This window comes from Candidatus Brocadia sinica JPN1 (assembly GCF_000949635.1).
In the GTDB taxonomy this organism is placed as follows: Bacteria; Planctomycetota; Brocadiia; order Brocadiales; family Brocadiaceae; genus Brocadia; species Brocadia sinica.
Genome location: NZ_BAFN01000001.1, coordinates 2441990 through 2464295 on the forward strand (window position 1 = coordinate 2441990; position 22306 = coordinate 2464295).

Below are 22306 nucleotides of genomic sequence, written 5' to 3' on the forward strand. Positions count from 1 at the left end.
GATTGCCTTATTTAGAAGCCTCTTTCGAGGTCGTGTTGACGTCTATCCCCGTTTGTGGATAAGTAGAAAGACTGGCAAGAAAGGGTTTAGCCCGGTCTGTAACAACGAGTGGGTCGATGGGATATGCGAAAAACCAAAGATAAAATGTAATGAGTGCTCACACCGGTCTTTTGCTCATGTAACAGATAGCGTCATCAGGGAACATCTTGAAGGCAAGCATACCATCGGCGTCTACCTGTTACTAAACGATGAGACCTGCTGGTTTCTTGCTATAGACTTTGATAAGGAGTCTTGGGCTAATGATGTCAATGCCTTTATGGAGACATGCAAAAGCCTAAAGATTCCTGCAGCTTTAAAAAGGTCGCGTTCTGGTAAAGGCGCTCATGTTTGGATATTTTTTTCTGCCCCTATATTGGCTTTAAAGGCAAGAAAATTTGGCAGTTATCTCCTGACAGAAACCATGTCGCGTCATCACCAACTGGGAATGGATTCTTACGATCGCCTCTTTCCTAACCAGGATACTTTGCCAAAGGGAGGTTTTGGCAACCTGATAGCCCTTCCTCTTCAAAAGGAGGTTTGCAAAAAAGGCAACACCCTTTTCTTCGGCCAACATTTTCAACCATACGAAGACCAGTGGGCTTTTCTTTCCAGCATTTCAAGAATGCAACCACCAGAGGTAGATGTAATCGTTAATGAAGCCGAACGGAGTGGGCAAGTTATCGGTGTGGGCATTAGTTCAACTGGTGAAGACGAAGAACCATGGACAAAAACACTATACCGAAAACAGTCAGAAAAAACCATTAACTGCCCGTTACCGGAAAGAAACAAGGTTGTCATGTCTAATTTGATATACGTTGAAAAGGAAGGGCTTCCATCACAGTTACTGAACCAGATAAAACGAATCGCAGCTTTTCAGAACGCAGAAGTAGATTTGTCTTTTCACGGACAACTAACCCCATTGCAGCAAGAGGCATCCAATATCCTTATGTACTATGAAATTGGAGTCTTTGTCGCCCCACCGGGAATTGGTAAAACCACGGTCGGAATCTATCTGATCTCAGGAAGAAGAAGGAATACCCTTGTACTTGTACACCGCAGACAACTCATTGAGCAGTGGCGCGCCCAATTAGCAAGTCTTCTTGATATTGACTTAAGAGAGATAGGCATGATTGGCAGTGGAAGGGATAGACAAACTGGTTTCATCGATGTTGCCATGTTTCAGAGCCTAATTCAAAAAGGCGAGGTAAAGAATATCGTCTCACACTATGGTCATATTATTGTGGATGAATGCCATCATGTATCAGCATTTACATTTGAGCAGGTTTTACGGAAAGCCAGAGCACGATTTATCCTTGGACTCACAGCAACTCCCTATCGCAGAGACGGCCACCAGCCTATAATCCTCATGCAGTGCGGACCCATAAGGTATAAAGTAAGTCACACAGAGGAATCTGCCAAACATCCTTTCCAACGGAGGCTTATTTGTCAGCATACCAATTTTACAATGCCTTCACTTGAAGCTGATCTGGATATTCACAATATCTATGCATGGCTCATTGCAGATGAAGAACGCAATCAGATGATTTTGAATGACGTGCTTCACGTACTTGAAGAAGGCCGCTCTCCGATTCTGCTTACCGAAAGAAGAGCGCATCTGGAACTCCTTGTCGAGAAGTTGCGCCCTTTTGTGAAAAACATTATTGTCCTGAAGGGTGGCATGCGGATTAAGAAACGTAATACAATTATGGAAAATCTTGCTTCAATCCCCGATGGAGAAACGCGTCTCCTCCTTGCCACTGGCAGATATGCAGGCGAAGGATTTGATGACGCCCGTCTTGACACCCTTTTTCTCGCCATGCCGGTTTCCTGGAAAGGAACCCTTGTCCAATATGCAGGCCGCATTCATCGTTTATATGATGGAAAGAAGGAAGTGAGAATTTACGACTACATAGACAGCAATGTGCCCATGCTATTGAACATGTTTAAGAAAAGGCTCAAAGGTTACCGGGCTTTAGGATATGAGATAGGCGGAGAAGGGATGGGCTAATTTCCTGAGTTAGCAAAGCATTCTTGACTTCTTTCTAATATTGTTACTCCTTGTTTTCTCAAAGAGGATCTTTTCCAACCCAGCAGGGAGTAATCTTTTTACTGCGAATTAGTTTGCGGAGAGGTGAAAGATCGTGTTTGGACACAAAGGTAAAAGCCTTCCCCTTTCTCCCCATACGGCCGGTACGGCCGGTACGATGGGTATACTGCTCCCCATCTCTCGGAAAATCCCAATTAATCACATGCGAGACATGCGAAAAATCAAGCCCCCTCGCGGCGACATCGCTCGCAATAAGATAGCGGAGCTTCTGACTCCTGAACTTCCTGATAATCGAAGAACGCGTATCCTGGCCAAGTCCTGCATGCATGAAGTCAATATCTCGAAAATCTTTCCGGAGAGAGCGAAACAACGTATCAACCATGTGGCGGGCATTACAAAAAATGAGAGCCTGATTAACATCCTCACCCTCAAGATACTTCATAAATTCTATATGTTTTTGTTTTGGATGGGTATAGGCGAAATAATGCTCAATGCTTTCCGGCGCTACCCGTTCTGTAATAAGGGAAATATGCTGAGGATTACACAAACAGTCGTGTGCGAGTTTTTTGATATCATCAGGCATCGTTGCAGAGAAAAGGAGCGTCTGATGTTTATGCAGGATGCATGACATAATAAATTCAATATCTTCGAGGAACCCTACCTTTAACAGTTCGTCCGCCTCATCAAGGATAGCGCATTTCACCTGCGCGAAAGAAAGTACCCCGTCGTACAAAAGATCAATAAGACGTCCCGGCGTTGCAACCAAAATATGCACCCCCTGTTTAATCCTGGCGATCTGTGTCTGTTTGTCAAAACCACCATACACCGCATAAGGAATCACTGCTGTCTGTGCCGCGATCTTTTGGATCTCCGCCACATACTGCATACACAATTCACGTGTCGGGACGAGCACAAGCCCCTGAATGGCATTAAGGGCGGGATCGACTTTCTGAATAAGGGGGATCGCACAGGCGGCCGTCTTTCCTGATCCTGTCTCGGCGAGAGCACAAAGATCCTGTCCCGTAAAAATTACCGGATACGTAGCCTCCTGAATAGGGGTCATTTCATCATACCCCATCTTCTTAAGCGCTTTGAGGATGTTTGAGGGAAGGTCAATTTCGCTAAATTTCATATGTTTTTATCTTTCTTTTTTAAAGTTTATTCTTTACGTCCTTTGCGCTTCTGCGGTAAGTTGAACTGTTACGAAAATGGTAATGGACGATTTACAAAATTACCTTTCTGCTATAGATATTAGCATAAAACTTCATGGAATGTTAGAAATTTCCCAGGACTTACTGTGGTCTGACCCAAATTACTGGCATTGAATTAACATAGTGGATTCAACAGGTGTTCCAGTCTGTTCAGCTTGATTTCATAGAGACACTCAAGCATATTGCCTAATTCATCTTTTGGAAATCCCTGTTGGACAAACTACAGAATATACGTCTCAGGCAAATCATCATCAGTCGCCCTTTATATTTGCCAAAAGGCATGCGCGTCCGCACAACCGTCAAAAGATACTCTTTATCCGGAAACATATCGTTCAGTTTTTCTTGACAGAGAATACAAACTGATATGCCTTTTGTCAAACTATCCAATCCTGAATTTCTTTTCGTTCTGTCTTCTGCCCACCCTGCATCCTTCCGTTATCTGCTTATTAAGCAAGGCATCTAAAAAACAGTAATAAGCGGTCATGACAAAGCCGTCCATCTTACTAGGGGATATTCTTTGATAACCCTTTCCTTCTCTGGTAAAATGGTTTATGTTATACAACAATCGTTAATCTATCGTTAGTGGGAGAGAAAAAAATGTCTTTAAAAGAAGGAAATATCCATGTCTGAATGGATTCACATAGAGAAAGATCAGAAGCATATTGCCAGGGAAAAGCTGAAAGCACAGGAGATGAGAAAATCCCAGTGGTGGAAGAACAAGATTTCCCAGGGGATATGTTATTACTGCCAAGAAACCTTCCTCCCGGATGAACTTACCATGGATCACATGGTACCGCTAGCGAGGGGAGGCAGAAGTACAAAGGGAAATGTCGTACCATGTTGTAAGGAGTGCAACAATAAGAAAAAATATTTAACCCCGGCAGAAATCGTATTAAACAAATTGAAGGGGCAGGGCACAGCAGAACATTTTGGGAAATGAAACACTGAGCCGCTAAACAGTTAATACAAAATGATCTGCTTTTTTGCAGGAAATCACTTCCTAAAATGCTCTCATGAGTTATCCTTTTCTACGAAATCTTACTCCCGGACACCTGCTGCTTTTATGCCACCAGCCTCCTGTCAGTGCAAACATGGTGTGTCTACCTCTGCCTAATTTACGATTTTTGTTTTATTTCAATCAGGTTGCCGGAAAAATCCTTGAGGAAGTAGACGGTCTTATCCTTATGTCTTCCCATAATAATATTCACGTTGAACCGCCGGGCCTTTTCTGTGACCTCTGAAAAATTATCCAGCATGATACCGAAATGGGTGAAATTGGGGTTGGTGTGATGAAAATCAGATATAAATACCTCGATCTTTATCCCGGTTTTTTCAAAAACGAGCACTTTGACCTCCCGGGAAAGAGAAAACAATTGTTCCGAAAGTTCCGGGGCCAGGAGAATTTCTCGTGTTTTTTCAAGACCTAAAAAATCACGATAAAACTGTAACGCCTGTTCTTCGCTCTTATTTGTGATACCAATGTGATTTAATTCCATGCCATATTTTAATAGTTAATCGTTCAATATGCAAGTATAAGATGTCTTGGAAACTTTTCCCCAAGTAACTCTCTGCGGTATTATCCAACAGTAACATTGAAAAGAGGATATTCCATAAAACCAGTTAAAGCTTTGGCAGTTTCCCACCAGCATACATCTGCTACTTTTTACAAAGTTAGCCCGACTTTCGCAATTCGCACCCCAAAAAGGTCATTTTTGGGTATTTGTCTCCTGGAAACCATTGATTTTACTGGGGTCGATTTCAAAAACGGCTTGTAGTGCCGACCTACCCTCTTGACGACTTCACGGTGGCGTGAGAAAATGTCCGCATGTTTTTACGAGAAAAGACACGGACAAAAGACGGGAAAACCCACCGGTATTGGAGCGTAGTAGAGAACCGTCGGATCAGCGGAGGCAGAGTGGTACAGCGACAAGTGCTCTACCTGGGAGAACTCAATGACAACCAGCGAGCGGGGTGGGTTCGGACGATAGAGGCGGTCGCGGGTGAAAAGCCCACAGCAAGACAAGTGGCATTATTTCCGGACGACCGGGAAGCCTTGCCCATACCGGATTGTGAGACCGTCCAGGTGAGGTTGGACAAAATAGAATTGCGCTGTCCCCGGCAATGGGGAGCAAGTTGGTTGGGATTATATTTGTGGGATATGTTGGAACTGGACATCTTTTGGAGGAGTCGTCTGCCATCAAGCCGGAAGGGGACAAGCTGGCTGAATATGCTCAAGGCGCTTGTCTGTTACCGGCTGATCGATCCGGGAAGCGAATTTCGTTTTCACCGTGAGTGGTATGTGCGTAGCGCAATGGGAGATTTGTTGGGGGAAGATGATTCGCTGGCACAGAAGGATAAGCCATATCGTTGTTTGGATTTGCTGCTTGAGCACCGCGACGAGCTGTTTGGTTTTTTAAAAGGGCAATGGGGCAAGCTGTTTGGTGCGAAGTATGATGTGCTGCTGTATGATTTGACGAGTACGTATTTTGAAAGTGATCCACCGCCGACGGGATCGGGTAGTAAAAAACGTTTTGGGTACAGCCGGGACAAACGTTCGGATTGCGTTCAAGTGGTAGTGGCGTTGGTATTGACGCCGGAAGGTTTTCCCGTGGCCTACGAAGTATATCCCGGCAATACAAGAGACACTGCGACATTAGAGGAGTTTCTGGATCGGATAGAAAAGCAGTATGGGAAATTTCGGCGCACCTGGCTCATGGATAGAGGTATTCCAACGGAGGAGGTGTTGGAAAAGATGCGTGAGCGGGGGATTGATTATTTGGTTGGTACTCCGAAGGGGCATTTGACGCGGGTAGAAAAACAGTTGCTCGAACAGACCTGGATGCAGGCGCGGGAAAGCGTCCGTGTGAAAATTCTTCAGCAAGAGTCGGAGTTTTACGTTTACGTGGAAAGCCAGGACCGGGTGGCCAAGGAACGTTCCATGCGTCGGCGCAGACTCAGACGTTTGTGGGCGGGTTTGCGCGAACTTCGCAATCGAAAGGTCCTCACGCGCGATGATCTGCTCATGCATATTGGCGCGTTAAAGAAAGAAGCCGGACGAGACTTTGGGCTGGTTCGTATCTCTATCCCAAATCCGCAAGAACCGGTGAATGAGAACACTTTCCATTTCAGCCTGGATCGTGAACGCCTGCGGCGAACGTTGCGGCGTGAGGGACGCTATCTGCTTCGTTCAAATATGCAGGCCGCCTCGCCTGAAACCGTCTGGGAATCGTATCTGCTTTTGACCCGTATAGAACAGGCATTCAAGGATTTAAAGGGATCGCTTTCCATCCGCCCCATATGGCACCAATTGGAAAGGAGGATTGAAGCCCATATTTTTGTCTCCTTTTTGGCATTCTGTCTCCACACGACGCTGCGAAATCTTGCGCGGGGACGAGCCGCAGGGCTTACATCCGAAGCAATTTTGGAAAAACTATCGAGCATTCAAATGATTGACGTTCATTTACCGACAACGGATGGTCGCCACATTGTCATGAGCCGCTATACACAGCCGGAAAAGGATGTTGTTCTCCTTTTGGCACAATTGGGATTGACGCTTCCTGAACAACCTCTGCCCAAGATTTATGCATCAGGATAGGTCGGTCTGTAGTGCCGACCTTTTTACATGACCCCTTGATTTTCATGGCTTAGCGGTTTGCCTACCCCTCGAATTGCGAAGGTCGGGTTAGTCCACCGACGTATTCATTTGCCGGCAAACTTACGAGCAGTCCACGCATTCCTATTGAGATGCTGGCAAAAATGTTTAGAGACACGTACGATCAGAGCTATGATCAACGAGTTGCCCGTATCAGGCAAATCTCCGGCATTATCCAAAGTGAGCGGAAGAAGGTCTCGTCAGGAGGTAGTTCGGAATTGATTGATATATTAGTTTCGCGTTTAGAAACAGACCGGTTTCAATTATGAACAGGAGGCTGCTTTAACCATGGCCATCCACGATCTCAGTGGTGCCTCGAGAGCCATTACGGCCGTATTTGTACCGGGGCTCATAACCCTCAATCCGGCAGACCCAGCATGGGCTCAAGCCCAGGAAATGAAGGTTAAGATTAAGAAGTTAAAGGAACAAGAGAAGCCACAGGGGTTCGTTGGTATGTAGTAATTGTTTCTTTAATGAAACTGGAGAAGGCAGTTGAAAAACTGCTTTCCCCAGATAATGAATACCTAACTTGATTGTATAGAATTTCCAGTTTGTTTATGCTGTATTCAGGGTGGCATGGACAAACTTCGATTTTTTCTTAAGGCGCTTAGATTTGATTTTATGAATTCTGGGAATACCATACTTAATTTTGGAGGTTTCCATTTTTCTTTTGCGGCCCTTTTTGTCCGTGTTTATGCCTATGTAATATGTGACCAAGGGTCTTTTCAAGACGAGCAATAAAACCCCAGGGTCGCAAATCTTTAATCTTGCTATTGAAGTCGATTTTAACAGTCTGCTTATGGTCGAATAATGCAGTCAAAGATAATCTGCTATTTCATTTAAAAGCTTACTGGAGTAGCGCTTTTTTTTGCGGCTTTTCTTGAGGTCTTGTTCGTAGTATTTCATAACACCCTTGAGTGAACACAGACTGCCACACATGGTACACGTATCTTCATCCATGGGCGGTCGGCTATTACGAATTTCCTGTGCGCGTTCTTTGGTAATGGCTGTCTCATACTGGGTCTTCCAGTCCAAATCCCTGCGAGCAATGCCCATCTTGAGGTCTAAATTTTTTGCCTTGTCCTTTAGCTTTACCATATCACCTACATGAGCAGCGATACGGGCTGCCATGACACCTTCTCGGACGTCGTCTGGTCCTGGGAGGGCCAGGTGCTCTGGGGGTGTGACATAGCAGATGAAATCGGCTCCGTAACACGACGATAAGGCGGCACCGATGGCCGATGAAATGTGGTCATATCCAGGGGCCACATCGGTGGTAATTGGTCCGAGCATGTAAAATGGGGCATTGTTGCTGAGTCGTTTTTGGATAAGCACGTTGGCCTCAATCTCATCAATGGGTATGTGGCCAGGACCCTCTACAATAATCTGCACACCCTTGCTTTGTGCATATTCGGCAATCTCAGAATTTATAATGAGTTCCTGGATCTGTGCACGGTCGGTGCTGTCGTGGATAGCGCCTGCCCTCAGGCCATTTCCAAGACTCAGGATGACATCGTGCTTTTTCATAATGTCAATGAGTCGATCGATCTGTTCATAGAGTGGATTTTCTTTTTTGTTATGGTTCATCCATGCCGTCAGGAAAGAACCGCCACGACTTACCAGTCCGCCGTAACGGTAGCCTTGTTTTTTAAGCCGTTCTAACGTTATGAGGTTTATCCCACAGTGAATTGCCATAAAGCCAATCCCCTCTTCCGCTTGCTGTTCAATGACATCAAAGAGAAAATCGGCCTCCATGTGGACGACAGAGCCTTTTTTCTTATTGGTTTCAATGGCAGCCTGATAAAGGGGCACAGTGCCTACGGTAAGAGAAATTGAGTCCAAAATCCGTTTTCTGATTTTTGTCAAGTCTCCACCTGTGGAAAGCTCCATCAGGGTATCGGCGCCATATTTTTCGGCGGTTTGCGCCTTTTTTACCTCCATATCGATATCAACGATATCAGGCGAGGTGCCAATACTTGCGTTTACCTTTGTCTTGAGTCCTTTTCCAATACCGACTACACGGGCCTTTCTATTTGGATTTCCATAGATAACGATCTGTCCTTTTGCAATACCCTCGCGGATAAATTCCGGGGAAACATCATCGTATGCAGATGCCTCTTTCATGGCTTCCGTTATAATACCTTCCCGTGCAAGTTCTAACTGTGTTTTCATTATACTTTACTCCAACGATTAATACCTTGCAGATTATTTAAACATTATCACAGTAGCCGCACTCTTTAGATGCATACAGTACGCAGACTAAAGTCTGCGGCTACGCAATCCATAAACTTATAAATTCCATTTACCAGGAGAAGCACAAAGCAACGAAAATCATATTATAATGTCTTTGTCTATTTTATCACTAAAAATTTTTACCAATATCTCTTTGTTATACTTGTTTATATCCAGCCTTTTATCAAAGGAGATTGTGCCCAATATGGGAAGATCGGTGAGTCTTTTTATTTCTTCGGCATTTGTCTTTTTCATGACATCGTCACGGTTTTCAACGGATTCATTGATGACGATTCCTTTGACATCGAGTCCGTGTTGACGCGCATAGGATACTGTTAGTAATGTATGGTTTATCGTGCCAAGGGTGGGCCGGCAAACAACGATTAACGGTAATTCCATTTCGTTGGCCATATCCACAACAAAATAGTATTCGTCGAGGGGTACCAGCAAACCTCCGATACCTTCGACAATGATGTATTCGTGTCTTTCGCATAAGCTGTCGAAGGCAGTGTTTATTTTATCCTTATCTATTTTTGTTTTACTTAACCGTGCTGCTACCGTTGGGGCAAGGGGCTGTTCGAGGCTAACGGGGTTAATTAGTTCGTATTCGTCATCTACTTCTGCCGCACATTTTAAAAAAACGGCATCGTCGGATATCAGATTATTATTTACCCGTTTACAGCCTGTAGCAACTGGTTTCATAACGCCGACATCCAGACCTTTGTTTTTGTACAGGGCGGCCAACCCACCTGCGACAATGGTCTTTCCCACACCTGTGTCCGTCCCGGTGATAAAATATCCTCTTCCCATAATGCCTTCTCCTGTTTCTATTGATAAATTTTTTTGAAAATAATAAAAATTAGCCTTGTTTTATTCGTTACATCAATCTTATCCTGGATTGGGGGTTTTTCAAATTTATTTTTGACAATGAAGACCAAAGATAACAAGACAAATAAATTGAGAATGATTATAATGAATTTGATTAGCATCCTTACAATAAACTATGAAATAAATTACAAGAAAAAAACTACGCTATGGCCTACAAGATCATTACGATTAGAGTTTGTAAATTATGAAGATGCCCCCATGCTCCCTATGGTACTAAAGAAAAAAATCATAATGGGCATAAAATCTTATATTGATTGATAAAAAAACAATAGATGAAGAAGCTTCATCCTTTAGATATCAGTTGGGATGTTTTTGTCATACTGGCATGCATTGCAATCCCTACGGTTTGCTCATGGTTATTTTTTGACGAGTTTCCAGTTCAAGGTGCCAAATCCGATACCATCGATCGACATTCGATTGGTTGGCTCGGCGCTGGTACTATTGGGTATCCGGTTTCATATATTTCTCTCCTTGTCGGTTATCCTGACAGCAAGAAAGAGTATTTGCCATCTTGGTGGGGGGACGCCAAATTCGTATGTTATCCATTCTTTATCAGAAGTAAGTTCGATAAGAACAGGAGTCAGCATAACGGCAACATCACAAAACAAAATACAGGTGCCGGAATACAGAAGTCAGAACGGGGATAAAAGCAGTATTCAGAAGACAGAAGCAAATATACGAACTATTGCCGTATATTTCCTTTCCCTAATTCCATGCCGTCCTTTTTGTTTTCCCTTCTTTTAGGTGTTCAGTGTGGCTGAAAAGAATGAAAAAGCTTGCAATCTTCTCCGTTTTTCTTTAATATTGCCTCAGAGATGAAAAAGGTAATTTCCTATCATCAACGCCAGGTAGTCGATCTCTCCTGGAGAGGAAAGTGATTGTCTGAGGCACGGGTCCATGCAAGAATACCGCTATGGCAGCAAATAGCAGCGAGCCCGTCGATCTTGATGCATTAGAAGTCAAGTTTCGCCAATGGCGGGCTCAGCACAAAACACCGGGCACGGTTATCGCTGCTCACCGAGAAGTCCTGCTGGAACGAGTGGCCCAATCAATGACATTCGAAGGTGAACCGATTACGGTGGCTCGTCTTAAAATCCTGTTAGAGCAATTAGACCAATGGGCGAAGAAGCAGGACAGCTAGGATCAACCCGGTCATTTGAGACGACTGAGGGCGCGCTTACCTATACGGAAGTCTCGGAAAGGCTTGCCGTCTCGCTTGCCCGGATTCTCGCTCGGCTTTTACAAACTCCATCCCACGAGATTAGCATCACGCCCGAGTGGCTCTGCCAGAGACACCGGGAACTCGCTGGGCATCTCTTCCCCGAATGGGCTGGCCGGTTTCGCACAACGGACGTGAAAGTCGGGACACTGGAGCCGCCGGCTTATTACAAAGTGCCGCTTCTCGTGCAGTCTTTCTGCGACGATTTAGCCGAGCGGTTGCGACATGTAGACTATGACAATCTGCCCGAGATAGCGGCGTTTCTCACCTGGGTGGACTGGCGATTTCAGTGGATTCATCCCTTCAAAGATTTCAACGGCCGCGTTGGTCGCTTGGTGCTGGCCGCCCTTCTTTACAAGCTTGCCCTGCCCCCTGTCGAAACCGCACCGACGGACCCTGAGAGGCGTCGTGAATATCTCGAAGCCCTGCGAGCCGGTGATGCGGGAAATCTCGACCCGCTTCAAAAATTATGGATCCGGCGATTCGGAGAAGCGATCTAGCCAAAGCCGTTTATCCGGGAACATACCCTCTTCAGAAATGTTGAGATAAATAGAGCCGGGTATTGCCGGTCTCGTCTATCAAGTCAATCTTCAATTCTATAATTTCATGCCGTTCCTGCCATTTTCACTCATCTCTCTTGATCAATGTAACTGAAAAGAATGAAAATAGCTTGCAATCTTCTTCCTTTTTGCTACAGTATTTTTCTCGTGGGAAAATAGTTAACCTACTAATTGCAATCGGGCACGGATAAACGCTGATTTACACAGATTTATTTTTTAATTTTATAGGGGAATCGTTATGCAAAAAATATATCTATTAGCATCATTCCTTACGATGTCAATCACCATTCTCACAGGTTGTGCGCAGCTTAAGCCTCATAAGAAACCTATCGAGCCCCTTGAAACCTTCGTTCCTCAAAATTTAGGTGCAGAATTTCAGGATGTGGAATATATACCAAAAATTAAAAGTTTTGTAATTATTTTAGATGCATCGGCATCTATGGAGGATGTATATACCGGTGCCGTTAATAAAGGGCATCCCAAATTTGCCGTTGCTAAAGATATTTTGACGAGAATGAATACTACCCTGCCTGAGATCGATATCAACAGCGCCCTGGTAACCTTTGGACATGGATTTTTTAAGCCATTGGACAAGACATTTGTTGTTTATGAACTCACGAAGCATTCACGAGGTCTTCTAGAAAACGCGTTAAACGGGGTAACGATTCCCGAGGGCAGCAGTCCGGCTGGTAATGCCATTAAAGATGCTACGAACCTGTTACTGACGTCAGGCGGTCAAAATGCAGTAATACTTGTCAGTGACGGTGAACAGTTAATCGGAAGTCCCCTGGCAAGGGCACAGGATTTAAAAGAAATATATGGAGACAAGGTATGTCTTTACACCATTTTTGTAGGGAATACTGCCGAAGGAGCAAAAGCGCTCAGAGAGCTTGCACGGGAGGTTCAATGTGGTTTTTCGGTGACTGCTGATGAAATTGCGTCCAGTGACGATATGGCAGACTTTGTCAAAAAGGTATTTTTGACAGCGATACCAAAACAAGTTAGTGATATTGATAGTGATGGTGATGGTGTTTATGACAAGGACGACGAATGCCCGGACACACCGAAAGGGGCCATTGTTGATTCCAGGGGATGCTGGGTGGTAAAAGGGATTACTTTTGATTATAAGAAATGGGCTATTAAAGAAGAGTTTAACTCAAATCTCAGCAACATTGTCGATATTTTGCAAAAAAATCCGGATATGCACATAAGAATAGAAGGACATACGGACAATATCGGCTCAATGGAATACAATATCGATCTTTCCCAAAAAAGAGCCCAGGCGGTAAAGAATTATTTGGTCGGGAAAGGCATTCAAGAATCGCGCGTCTCTACCGTGGGTTTTGGATATAAAAAGCCTATTGCTCCTAATGATACCGAAGAAGGCCGCTCCCTGAACAGAAGGGCCGAAATTGTTCCCATAAAGTAGTTTTTGTAAAAACTATTTTGACATTTTTTAGCAGAAAATCAGTGAAAACTGCAAAATACTAATTGAAACCTGAATTACATCTGATTAATACCTTGCCACCCTGGTCCACCTTAAAATATTTCTGGGCGTTTCCCTGATTGATAGAGATTTCCAGAAAATCTGTGCTTCCAAAGAGGACGAGTGGTTCCCCTGGCTTTACATCCATGTAAGTCTTGCTTAACCCCATGATTTTCTTCTTTCCAAGGGTGGTCTCTATGACATATTTCCGGGCCGTCTCTTTTTCTCCAAACAAAAGATGGAAAAGAAAAGATTGTTTGGCATGCTTTCCCTTCATCGCCTTCTTGCGAGAGTGGAGAATAGGGGAGGTGATCTTGTCTCTGCATGTTATGGACTGGGATTGGTTGATGATGTGCTGCTCTATATGCGATTGCGTAATATTGGTAATAAGATTTCCAAATCGGTCGATGTAAATAACCCGACCCTCCATTTGTCCTGTTTTTTTCTGTTCAGGCTGGGGCAGATCCAGGTGTTCCAGTTGGTTGATTTTGGCATCTAATTGTTGTGGTTTTATGCCTAATGAGAGATGTGCTGCAACAGGCGCAAAGATGTCCCGTCCGTGAAAGGTATTGCCGGGCGATGGTAAGAAAAATTTAGTATTTGTTACACGAATGATGTTTTTCGGTTTCTCTTCAGGAACAATGAAGCTGAGAATACCGTTGTTGGGCACAAGAAAGAGATAGTCCCGTATGGCCACACAGATAATGTCTCTCCGACTTCCAACGCCAGGGTCAACAACTGCTACATGGATAGTTCCTTTAGGAAAGTATTGATACGATGCAGAGAGAAGGTAAGCGCCATTCAATAAGTCATATGGAGGAATAGTATGGCAGATGTCGATAATATTTGCTGAAGGATTGATGCCCCCTATCACACCTTTCATGATACCCACGTATGCGTCCTGATTGCCAAAGTCTGTTAACAGGGTGATTATGTGCGATCGGCGCATCGATAGGCGGTCTCCTGCAAGGTTTGTTTTTCATCTTTTTTCGGACTGACAGAGGTCTGTTCCTCAAAAAAGAACGGACAGTAGGTCCGGCAATATATATACACAAGATTTGAATTATCGTAATGACAAAATATTTTAAATTCAAGATGAAAAATTTATTTTAATTTTCCTTTGCATTCATGCATACTCTCTGGTAGTATTTTGAATATAATGTTTGGTTGTATTATAAAGTCATACGATAATGTTGGTGTTATATTAAGGCTACAAGGTTTACAACCTCGTAGCCTTTTTGTTTTTACAAAGCTAAAAGGTGAGAGGGGGTGATTGAAGAATGGCAAATGGAACAGTGAAGTGGTTCAATGACAAGAAGGGATTTGGCTTTATTTCCCAGGATAACGGTCAGGATGTGTTTGTGCATCAAACATCGATCCAAACTGAGGGTTTTAGAACCCTTGCAGAGGGAGACAAGGTCGAGTTCGAAGTCATGAAGGACCAGAAGGGCTACAAAGCCACAAAAGTCGTCAAATTATAAGTTTATTAAAAAGCACGCTCTTATATTTAAAGGATAATCAATTGCAATAGTTATGGTGTATAAAAATATGGAGTAGCCGTTTAAAGTATCGTTATAATTACGACATGAAAGCCCCAATATCGGTAAAAGGATATTGGGGCTTTTTGTTTGGTGTCCTAGAAAGTCTTCTTGGTAAAGTGTTCCTTATTTTTTAAGCCATCGTGCGGCATCCTTTGCCCAATACGTGAGGATCATGTCAGCGCCGGCACGTTTGATACCTGTCAAAATTTCCAGGGCAACACGTTTTTCATCAATCCAACCCTTTTCTGCCGCTGCCTTCACGACAGAAAATTCACCGCTAACGTTATAGGCTGCAACAGGATAATCGAAATTGTCCTTTATGATCCGGATGATGTCGAGATAGGCCAACGCCGGCTTTACCATTACGATGTCGGCGCCCTCTTCTATATCTAATGAAACCTCACGTAATGCCTCGATAGCATTGTGGGTATCCATTTGATAAGAAGTGCGATCTCCAAATCCTGGCGTGGACTCAGCGGCCTCACGGAAGGGGCCGTAAAACCCAGAAGCATATTTGGCGGAATATGCCATGATGGGGACATGATTAAATCCTTCTTCGTCAAGCGCATCCCGAATTACCCCGACGCGGCCATCCATCATATCACTCGGCGCTACGATGTCAGCGCCTGCCTTTGCATGAGAAACGGACTCTTTTGCCAGGAGTTCTAAGGTCATGTCATTATCCACGTCGAATTGGCCTGTCTTGTCGTCTCTTCTTACAAATCCACAATGTCCGTGGTCGGTATACTCACACATGCAGACGTCTGTAATTACGAGGATGTTTTTTGCCACTTTTTTAATGGCGATGATGGCCTGTTGAATTATGCCTTCATCAGCATAGGCATCGGAACCCATCTCGTCCTTTTTGTCGGGTATTCCAAAGAGGATGATGCCAGGGATTCCCAGCCCTTCCAATTCCTTTACTTCTTCAATAATCTTGTCAATGGACATCTGGTAATTTCCCGGCATGGAGGGTATCGGTTGTTTAATGCCTTTTCCTGGTCGGACAAAGAGGGGCATAATCAGGTCATCTACAGAAAGATGCGTTTCTCTCACTAACCTTCTGATATTTTCATTTTGACGCAATCGGCGTAGCCGCTGTTTTGGAAAGCCCATAGTATTTTCCCTTATAAATTATGATAGTTCACCGCTACCTTTTTATACTGCTAAAAGGAAGTATGAACCGTTACAAAAATTATATTCAATGCACGCCGATATATTACCACAAAAAACAGATTTTTACATATTTTTTATATTTCACCTTATTTTCTCTGCATCCTCGTGTTCCCGACGATAAACCATTACCTTTTATACAGGTATCTCTAAGTTTTGCATTTGAAATGAGATCGTAGAGGAATTTTCGTGGAAGGGGCGTGATTACTGTTTATTAAGTTGTGTAGGGTGGATTAAGGTGCTTGCTTTTTAGCGCCGAATCCACCAACACTATTCCAAGCGAAGGTGGATTCGCCTTCGCTTAATGTTTACTCAACTAATTTGGTTTGTCGTCCTTCTTGTTGAATTAATTTATGGGAAATATTTGTATATATCTTTTCTGTGTAAAAATCTTGTGAGAATAACTTTGCCTTCCACAAACTCGATACCAACTCTAAAATCTCCCGTCCTTATACGATAGTATGTCTCATACCCTTTTAATTTCTCTAGATTTTTAATATCTTTTAAAGTTTTTGCGCTCTTTATTTGACCAATAATTTAGGTTCATTCGTAAAAAAGTTGAAGACAGGAAAATATAAGTAGGGAAGATAGGGTAAAAGATGAGAGTAAAAGGATAGCATCGAATTTCATCCGTATGTAATATGGTTTTATGAGAGATAAGATCATACTACACGAGGAGAAATTCGATGCGGTTAGATACTATCACAGAATTATTACGAATTCCAGGATTTAAAGTAACGCATATGATATCCAGCACGGAAAGCAGTATAGAGTTTTTATTGGAGCAAGAGGAAGAAAGAGCGAGTGTATGTTCAGGTTGCGGTAAAGTGCACAATACGGCAGTGCATAGTGTGGGAAGAATAACAGTAGAAGACCTACCGATGAGTGGTAGGAGGGTATATTTGCACGTACCGAAGAGGAAATCGATGTGCCTTGAAGATGGGAGTATTCGGGTAGAGGAGCACGAGTGGATAAGGGGGAGATTTACGAGGCGTTTTGTGGAACAGGTGTATCGACTGACCTCAATAACGACAAATAAGGAAGCAGGATGGTTTCTTGGAATAGACGATGAGACGGTGTACCGGATAGATAAGGAGATGTTAGAGGAGTTATCACTGGAGAGAATTGAGAAAGTGAAGGCGCCGCGTCATATGAGTGTGGATGAGGTTGCATGGCAGAAGTGGCACAAGTATGTTACCAATGTTGTTGATGTGGAAAAGCGCAAGGTGATTTGGAATCACGATGGACGGGGCAAGACAACGCTGGATAAATTTTATCGTAAGATAGGCAAGGAAGGTTGTAAGAGGATAAAGGCAGTGGCAAGCGATGGAGCAAAGGGTTTTCTTACGTCTACGAAAGAGCATTTGAAGAATGCCTTGATAGTATTGGATCATTTTCATGTAAAGAAGTATCTCAATGAGGCAGTAGATGCGGTAAGGAAGGAAGAACTCAGAAAAGCCAGGCAACAAAACCAGGAAGACTTGAGTCGAATTCTTCATTGCAACAAGAGGTTTATATTGATGCAAAATAAGGTTACAAATAAGCAGAAGGACATTTTAGATAAACTCTCAACGCTCAATGAGAAGGTATATAAGGCAATGCTTTTAAAGGAGCAGTTTCTTTCTCTTTATGTAGCAAGTAATCGAAGGGTAGCATATGCAAATCTGAGGGCGTGGATAGGGACAGCAATAAGGTCTGGGATAGCATCATTTGTAGAGCTAGGATACAAATTTTTCCGGAAGAGGCATTATGTTCTGAACTATTTTGTTTGCAAAATAACGTCCGCTATATCAGAAGGAATCAATAACAAAATAAAGAGGTTCAAGCGCATGGCATACGGTTATCGAGACGTCAAATACTTCTTACTCAAGATTCATCAACATTGCGGACTTCTTGACCCTAAGCTTTCAACTTAAATATGAAAGACACAAAAATATTTTGACAAATTTAGCAAAAAATGAATTACCCTTGAGTAGCGAGCTGAGGGATAATAAAAAGTTCTTTCAATTTAAGCCCAGTAGCAATGACCTGTCGCCCAAGAGTGGTAAGATAATATCTGTACGAGTGAGTAATTTTTTTAATAAGTCCGTGAAGGCGAAGTCGTTTTAAGACGCGGCAAATGGTATGGGTAGTATTTTCCCGGAGCCTGGTTCTTAAATCTTTGTTTCGAAAGCCACGGAGGTTGTATTCGCCGCGGGCGATCGTAAGAAATATGCGGTTGTCATAGTCACTGAAAAAGTTGAATCCCTTATACGTGTGATTCTTTTCAACCACGTTCTTTGAAATTCTGTTAAGATTGAGTATTCCAACTCGTTTATCATCGATGGTTGAGATAAATTCCAGATATCGGTGGTTTACAAGACGGAATACCTCTGATAAGGAAGAAAGGCTATAGATACCCTTCTTTACATGAGCAACCTTCATCTCCCGTGTTCCGTCACGATGTACTACCTCTCGGTAGTGTTCAAATGAAGAGACATTGTTTGTGGTTGTTTCTATTCTCAGGATGGTACCGAATTTATCATACATTTTGAGAGAGGAATCACCCATGGTATGTTTGATCCGTGTGCCCTGGATACGTGTATCAAAACGATTCCCCATTTCGTCTTGATAATTTCCGTGAAGCTTTTTCCCCAGGAATGTGGCAATGTGCTCTGGTTTCACGGTATGAATGGCAGTCCTCGTGAGGGTGTCATACATGTCCTGCAAATACTCTTTCTGGAAGAAAACTATGTCAGTTGCATATTCCAGTTGCATGATAGTCCAGTGATAGTTGAGTTGAAGGGTGTCAATAACAGGGCAGTACTTTTTTGCAAGGTCATCAAGTATCTGGTGTAGACGCTCGACATCGAACTGATTGGCAATTTCTTGTGCCTTTTCGAAATTATCGATATCGACAAAAGTGTTATCCAGAAGTTGATAGTTTATCTTCCGCTTTCTGAGGTGGGTGGCTAAGTAATTATGACCGTTGAAATATATCTGGAGCCGAAAGGGTATCCATGTCGGAACACGAACATAACATAATCCCAGGACATCGTGGATGAAATAGAAGTAGTAATGGAGACATTTACCCGTGCCAGGACGGAGAAAGCTGCGTTTGGCTTCTTTATCGTGCCAGGGTTCGTATGCGGTACAGAGTTCGGGAGCAGAGAAGATATGTACAAGACCGGGATGGTTCCCGCGTTTTTTGATAATCTCTGCAATACGATCTTCTTTGCGAAAGTTTTTCTTTCGAATGTACTCAATCTCCAGGTTATTCTCACGTGCAATTTGTTGAGCGTTTTGAATGAGTGTATCACGGAATGGTTGGGCAAATTGTTTGAAATCGAAGATACGTATCTCCCGTTTGTTAAGAAACGAGGTCATCCCCTGCGCATAACACAAGGGATGTAAACTCCCCTGAATAACAATACGATCGAAGCAAGAGAGAATACCGCGAATATGTTCTGAATGTGTCTCTGTTAAGAGTTTCATGAGATATCTCGCAATAACATTTAAAATACTGTATCAGTACTAACCCGAACGTCTCGGAATGGAATATAATGTAAAAATAGTATACAAACAGGGGAAACGTTACTAAAGTAAAAACTCTTCCGACTCGTTCGGGTTAGGCTATACCCAGATAGGGAAGATATACCTGGATGGAACAAAGATAAAAGGCAATGCCTCAGCAAAGCGGACAAAAGATAAAGCAGGGTTTGAGAAATGGTTGTCAGAAATAACCGGAGAGATAGCCAGCATATTGAAGGAGGCGGAGAACATTGACAATCAGGAAGACGACCGCTGCAAAATAGATCCAGGGCAAGAGGTATTGCAAAAGAGGCTTTCAGACCGCACCCACCTGAAGAGTAAGATCGAAGAGGCATTAGAGATTATGAAGGAAGAGAACCGGGAGAAGATCAATCTCACCGACACGGACGCCAATCACATGAAATCAGGAGGGAGCAAAGACATTCGTCCTGGATACAATTGTCAGGCAGCAGTAACCGAATCAGGGATTATCGTAGCAGGGGAAGCAGTAACAGAGGCGAATGACCGGAACCAGATGAAACCGGTAATAGAGCAGACAGAGTTGAACACGCAGGAAAAAGTTAAAGAAGTAGCGGCAGATTGTGGATACGGGAGCTATGCAAATTATGAGTATTTAGAGCAAAGAGAAATAGATGGATATGTACCTGACAGTAATTTTCAGCAATACAAGTCAGGAGAATACGAAAAAGAGGAGAACCGGTATCACTACAGTAATTTTAAATATGATTCGGCAAGTGATAGTTATGTATGTCCGGTTTTACAAAGGATGAGAGAGAAGCTGGTGTCTGATCATGGGAAACGAAAATATTTTATGCGTCAATATATCATTGAACCAATCTTTGGGCATTTGAAATTTAATGTAGGATATCGAAACTTTCTCTTACGCGGTCTGGAAAAAGTACGCGCAGAGTTTAACCTGATGTGTATTGGTTGGAATTTAAAAAAGATGCTGAAACTGGGAATAAAACCCGCAACGGTATAAGATGATGTAAGGAAAACAATCTCTCATTGGGCAGTTTCGTGTACTTTTTCATACGAATATACAAAAGTATGCTTTGAATCAGCATTGTCCGGTTAAGTTTTTGCGTGGTCATAATTTTTAGCATGTTCTTTGAAATTGTAGTTACCCAAAAGGAGAAAAGTTTAAGTTTCTGGCTTCATTATTTATTTTGATTCTCAACTCTCTGGCTTGAGAGGATTGGTTTTTATAACGGATTTATTTGTATTCTCTTTGATACGGCAGACAAAATGCTTTCCTTCTGTCTGCCATAGGTCAAAGTCTTTATGGCACTGATAATAACGGTCCATGATTCCCGTCTGACCAGGGGAGAGTATTTTGTTTACGAAAGGGCGTTCGTCGCCTTTACCATCGGTAAGGTAAATTTTGTGTCTTTCGTATTTAAGTTGAAAGCTTAGGGTCAAGAAGTCCGCAATGTTGATGAATCTTGAGTAAGAAGTATTTGACGTCTCGATAACCGTATGCCATGCGCTTTAACCTCTTTATTTTGTTATTGATTCCTTCTGATATAGCGGACGTTATTTTGCAAACAAAATAGTTCAGAACATAATGCCTCTTCCGGAAAAATTTGTATCCTAGCTCTACAAATGATGCTATCCCAGACCTTATTGCTGTCCCTATCCACGCCCTCAGATTTGCATATGCTACCCTTCGATTACTTGCTACATAAAGAGAAAGAAACTGCTCCTTTAAAAGCATTGCCTTATATACCTTCTCATTGAGCGTTGAGAGTTTATCTAAAATGTCCTTCTGCTTATTTGTAACCTTATTTTGCATCAATATAAACCTCTTGTTGCAATGAAGAATTCGACTCAAGTCTTCCTGGTTTTGTTGCCTGGCTTTTCTGAGTTCTTCCTTCCTTACCGCATCTACTGCCTCATTGAGATACTTCTTTACATGAAAATGATCCAATACTATCAAGGCATTCTTCAAATGCTCTTTCGTAGACGTAAGAAAACCCTTTGCTCCATCACTTGCCACTGCCTTTATCCTCTTACAACCTTCCTTGCCTATCTTACGATAAAATTTATCCAGCGTTGTCTTGCCCCGTCCATCGTGATTCCAAATCACCTTGCGCTTTTCCACATCAACAACATTGGTAACATACTTGTGCCACTTCTGCCATGCAACCTCATCCACACTCATATGACGCGGCGCCTTCACTTTCTCAATTCTCTCCAGTGATAACTCCTCTAACATCTCCTTATCTATCCGGTACACCGTCTCATCGTCTATTCCAAGAAACCATCCTGCTTCCTTATTTGTCGTTATTGAGGTCAGTCGATACACCTGTTCCACAAAACGCCTCGTAAATCTCCCCCTTATCCACTCGTGCTCCTCTACCCGAATACTCCCATCTTCAAGGCACATCGATTTCCTCTTCGGTACGTGCAAATATACCCTCCTACCACTCATCGGTAGGTCTTCTACTGTTATTCTTCCCACACTATGCACTGCCGTATTGTGCACTTTACCGCAACCTGAACATACACTCGCTCTTTCTTCCTCTTGCTCCAATAAAAACTCTATACTGCTTTCCGTGCTGGATATCATATGCGTTACTTTAAATCCTGGAATTCGTAATAATTCTGTGATAGTATCTAACCGCATCGAATTTCTCCTCGTGTAGTATGATCTTATCTCTCATAAAACCATATTACATACGGATGAAATTCGATGCTATCCTTTTACTCTCATCTTTTACCCTA

22 protein-coding genes and 1 pseudogene are annotated in these 22306 nt (G+C 43.0%); 12 read left to right on the forward strand and 11 right to left on the reverse strand.

Going from position 1 to position 22306, the window contains the following annotated elements:
• Positions 1 to 52 precede the first annotated feature (52 nt).
• Entirely contained in the window at positions 53 to 2047 is a 1995-nt protein-coding gene (locus tag BROSI_RS11070; RefSeq protein WP_052563864.1) for a DEAD/DEAH box helicase, read from the forward strand.
• 58 nt (positions 2048 to 2105) lie between these two features.
• Here the strand turns inward: BROSI_RS11070 and BROSI_RS11075 are convergent, their stop codons facing one another.
• The 3 genes from BROSI_RS11075 to BROSI_RS21400 all read right to left on the reverse strand — a co-directional run bounded on the left by BROSI_RS11075 (position 2106) and on the right by BROSI_RS21400 (position 3624).
• Positions 2106 to 3218 carry a DEAD/DEAH box helicase gene (locus BROSI_RS11075; RefSeq protein WP_082059178.1) on the reverse strand — a complete coding sequence of 371 codons (1113 nt, stop codon included), beginning with the start codon at positions 3216 to 3218 and terminating at the stop codon, positions 2106 to 2108.
• A gap of 194 nt (positions 3219 to 3412) precedes the next feature.
• Positions 3413 to 3478 (reverse strand): hypothetical protein, encoded by a 66-nt coding sequence (locus tag BROSI_RS21395; RefSeq protein ID WP_285442680.1) that lies wholly within the window; start codon positions 3476 to 3478, stop codon positions 3413 to 3415.
• A 5-nt stretch (positions 3479 to 3483) separates the two neighbouring features.
• Positions 3484 to 3624 carry a putative quorum-sensing-regulated virulence factor gene (locus BROSI_RS21400; RefSeq protein WP_285442679.1) on the reverse strand — a complete coding sequence of 47 codons (141 nt, stop codon included), beginning with the start codon at positions 3622 to 3624 and terminating at the stop codon, positions 3484 to 3486.
• Positions 3625 to 3919: 295 nt separating this feature from the next.
• Between BROSI_RS21400 and BROSI_RS11085 the strand changes: the two genes are divergently transcribed.
• Entirely contained in the window at positions 3920 to 4237 is a 318-nt protein-coding gene (locus BROSI_RS11085) for an HNH endonuclease (protein ID WP_052563866.1), read from the forward strand.
• 175 nt (positions 4238 to 4412) lie between these two features.
• Here BROSI_RS11085 and BROSI_RS11090 read toward each other — a convergent pair whose 3' ends face one another.
• Positions 4413 to 4793 (reverse strand): VOC family protein, encoded by a 381-nt coding sequence (locus BROSI_RS11090; RefSeq protein WP_052563867.1) that lies wholly within the window; start codon positions 4791 to 4793, stop codon positions 4413 to 4415.
• A 329-nt stretch (positions 4794 to 5122) separates the two neighbouring features.
• Between BROSI_RS11090 and BROSI_RS11095 the strand changes: the two genes are divergently transcribed.
• From BROSI_RS11095 to BROSI_RS19890, 3 genes are all read left to right on the forward strand, one after another.
• Positions 5123 to 6892: an IS1634 family transposase gene (locus BROSI_RS11095; protein WP_052563868.1), complete on the forward strand. Its 1770-nt coding sequence runs from the start codon at positions 5123 to 5125 to the stop codon at positions 6890 to 6892.
• 161 nt (positions 6893 to 7053) lie between these two features.
• Complete coding sequence (locus BROSI_RS19885; protein ID WP_157842493.1) at positions 7054 to 7218, forward strand: hypothetical protein; 165 nt, start codon at positions 7054 to 7056, stop codon at positions 7216 to 7218.
• A 19-nt stretch (positions 7219 to 7237) separates the two neighbouring features.
• Positions 7238 to 7408, forward strand: coding sequence for a hypothetical protein (locus BROSI_RS19890; RefSeq protein WP_157842494.1), 171 nt, complete (start codon positions 7238 to 7240; stop codon positions 7406 to 7408).
• A 357-nt stretch (positions 7409 to 7765) separates the two neighbouring features.
• Here the strand turns inward: BROSI_RS19890 and thiC are convergent, their stop codons facing one another.
• Positions 7766 to 9121 carry a phosphomethylpyrimidine synthase ThiC gene (gene thiC, locus BROSI_RS11105; RefSeq protein WP_052563870.1) on the reverse strand — a complete coding sequence of 452 codons (1356 nt, stop codon included), beginning with the start codon at positions 9119 to 9121 and terminating at the stop codon, positions 7766 to 7768.
• A 159-nt stretch (positions 9122 to 9280) separates the two neighbouring features.
• Entirely contained in the window at positions 9281 to 9991 is a 711-nt protein-coding gene (bioD, locus tag BROSI_RS11110; RefSeq protein WP_052563871.1) for a dethiobiotin synthase, read from the reverse strand.
• A 350-nt stretch (positions 9992 to 10341) separates the two neighbouring features.
• Between bioD and BROSI_RS11120 the strand changes: the two genes are divergently transcribed.
• From BROSI_RS11120 to BROSI_RS11135, 4 genes are all read left to right on the forward strand, one after another.
• Positions 10342 to 10716, forward strand: a complete 375-nt coding sequence (locus BROSI_RS11120; protein ID WP_052563873.1) for a hypothetical protein — start codon at positions 10342 to 10344, stop codon at positions 10714 to 10716.
• A 266-nt stretch (positions 10717 to 10982) separates the two neighbouring features.
• Positions 10983 to 11210 carry a hypothetical protein gene (locus BROSI_RS11125; protein WP_052563874.1) on the forward strand — a complete coding sequence of 76 codons (228 nt, stop codon included), beginning with the start codon at positions 10983 to 10985 and terminating at the stop codon, positions 11208 to 11210.
• Complete coding sequence (locus tag BROSI_RS11130) at positions 11186 to 11788, forward strand: Fic family protein (protein WP_052563875.1); 603 nt, start codon at positions 11186 to 11188, stop codon at positions 11786 to 11788. The genes BROSI_RS11125 and BROSI_RS11130 overlap by 25 nt, the downstream gene beginning before the upstream one ends.
• Before the next feature lie 298 nt (positions 11789 to 12086).
• The gene (locus BROSI_RS11135) at positions 12087 to 13277 is read left to right on the forward strand and encodes an OmpA family protein (protein ID WP_052563876.1); all 1191 of its coding nucleotides are present in this window, start codon (positions 12087 to 12089) and stop codon (positions 13275 to 13277) included.
• Positions 13278 to 13335: 58 nt separating this feature from the next.
• Here the strand turns inward: BROSI_RS11135 and BROSI_RS11140 are convergent, their stop codons facing one another.
• The gene (locus BROSI_RS11140; protein WP_052563877.1) at positions 13336 to 14283 is read right to left on the reverse strand and encodes an SAM hydrolase/SAM-dependent halogenase family protein; all 948 of its coding nucleotides are present in this window, start codon (positions 14281 to 14283) and stop codon (positions 13336 to 13338) included.
• Positions 14284 to 14614: 331 nt separating this feature from the next.
• Here BROSI_RS11140 and BROSI_RS11145 point away from each other — a divergent pair, with 331 nt between their 5' ends.
• Positions 14615 to 14815, forward strand: coding sequence for a cold-shock protein (locus BROSI_RS11145; protein ID WP_052563878.1), 201 nt, complete (start codon positions 14615 to 14617; stop codon positions 14813 to 14815).
• Positions 14816 to 14998: 183 nt separating this feature from the next.
• Here the strand turns inward: BROSI_RS11145 and hemB are convergent, their stop codons facing one another.
• On the reverse strand, positions 14999 to 15991 hold the full coding sequence (gene hemB / locus BROSI_RS11150) for a porphobilinogen synthase (protein WP_052563879.1): 993 nt from the start codon (positions 15989 to 15991) through the stop codon (positions 14999 to 15001).
• A 743-nt stretch (positions 15992 to 16734) separates the two neighbouring features.
• Here hemB and BROSI_RS11155 point away from each other — a divergent pair.
• Entirely contained in the window at positions 16735 to 17964 is a 1230-nt protein-coding gene (locus BROSI_RS11155) for an ISL3 family transposase (RefSeq protein ID WP_052563880.1), read from the forward strand.
• A gap of 46 nt (positions 17965 to 18010) precedes the next feature.
• Here the strand turns inward: BROSI_RS11155 and BROSI_RS11160 are convergent, their stop codons facing one another.
• Positions 18011 to 19522 (reverse strand): hypothetical protein, encoded by a 1512-nt coding sequence (locus BROSI_RS11160; RefSeq protein ID WP_052563881.1) that lies wholly within the window; start codon positions 19520 to 19522, stop codon positions 18011 to 18013.
• A 235-nt stretch (positions 19523 to 19757) separates the two neighbouring features.
• Here BROSI_RS11160 and BROSI_RS11165 point away from each other — a divergent pair, with 235 nt between their 5' ends.
• Complete coding sequence (locus BROSI_RS11165) at positions 19758 to 20561, forward strand: transposase (RefSeq protein WP_052563882.1); 804 nt, start codon at positions 19758 to 19760, stop codon at positions 20559 to 20561.
• Positions 20562 to 20758: 197 nt separating this feature from the next.
• Here the strand turns inward: BROSI_RS11165 and BROSI_RS19895 are convergent.
• Together BROSI_RS19895 and BROSI_RS11170 are read right to left on the reverse strand one after the other, a co-directional pair.
• A pseudogene (locus BROSI_RS19895) lies at positions 20759 to 20965 on the reverse strand (IS4 family transposase); the annotation flags it as partial.
• A gap of 13 nt (positions 20966 to 20978) precedes the next feature.
• On the reverse strand, positions 20979 to 22208 hold the full coding sequence (locus tag BROSI_RS11170) for an ISL3 family transposase (protein WP_052563883.1): 1230 nt from the start codon (positions 22206 to 22208) through the stop codon (positions 20979 to 20981).
• Positions 22209 to 22306 lie beyond the last annotated feature (98 nt).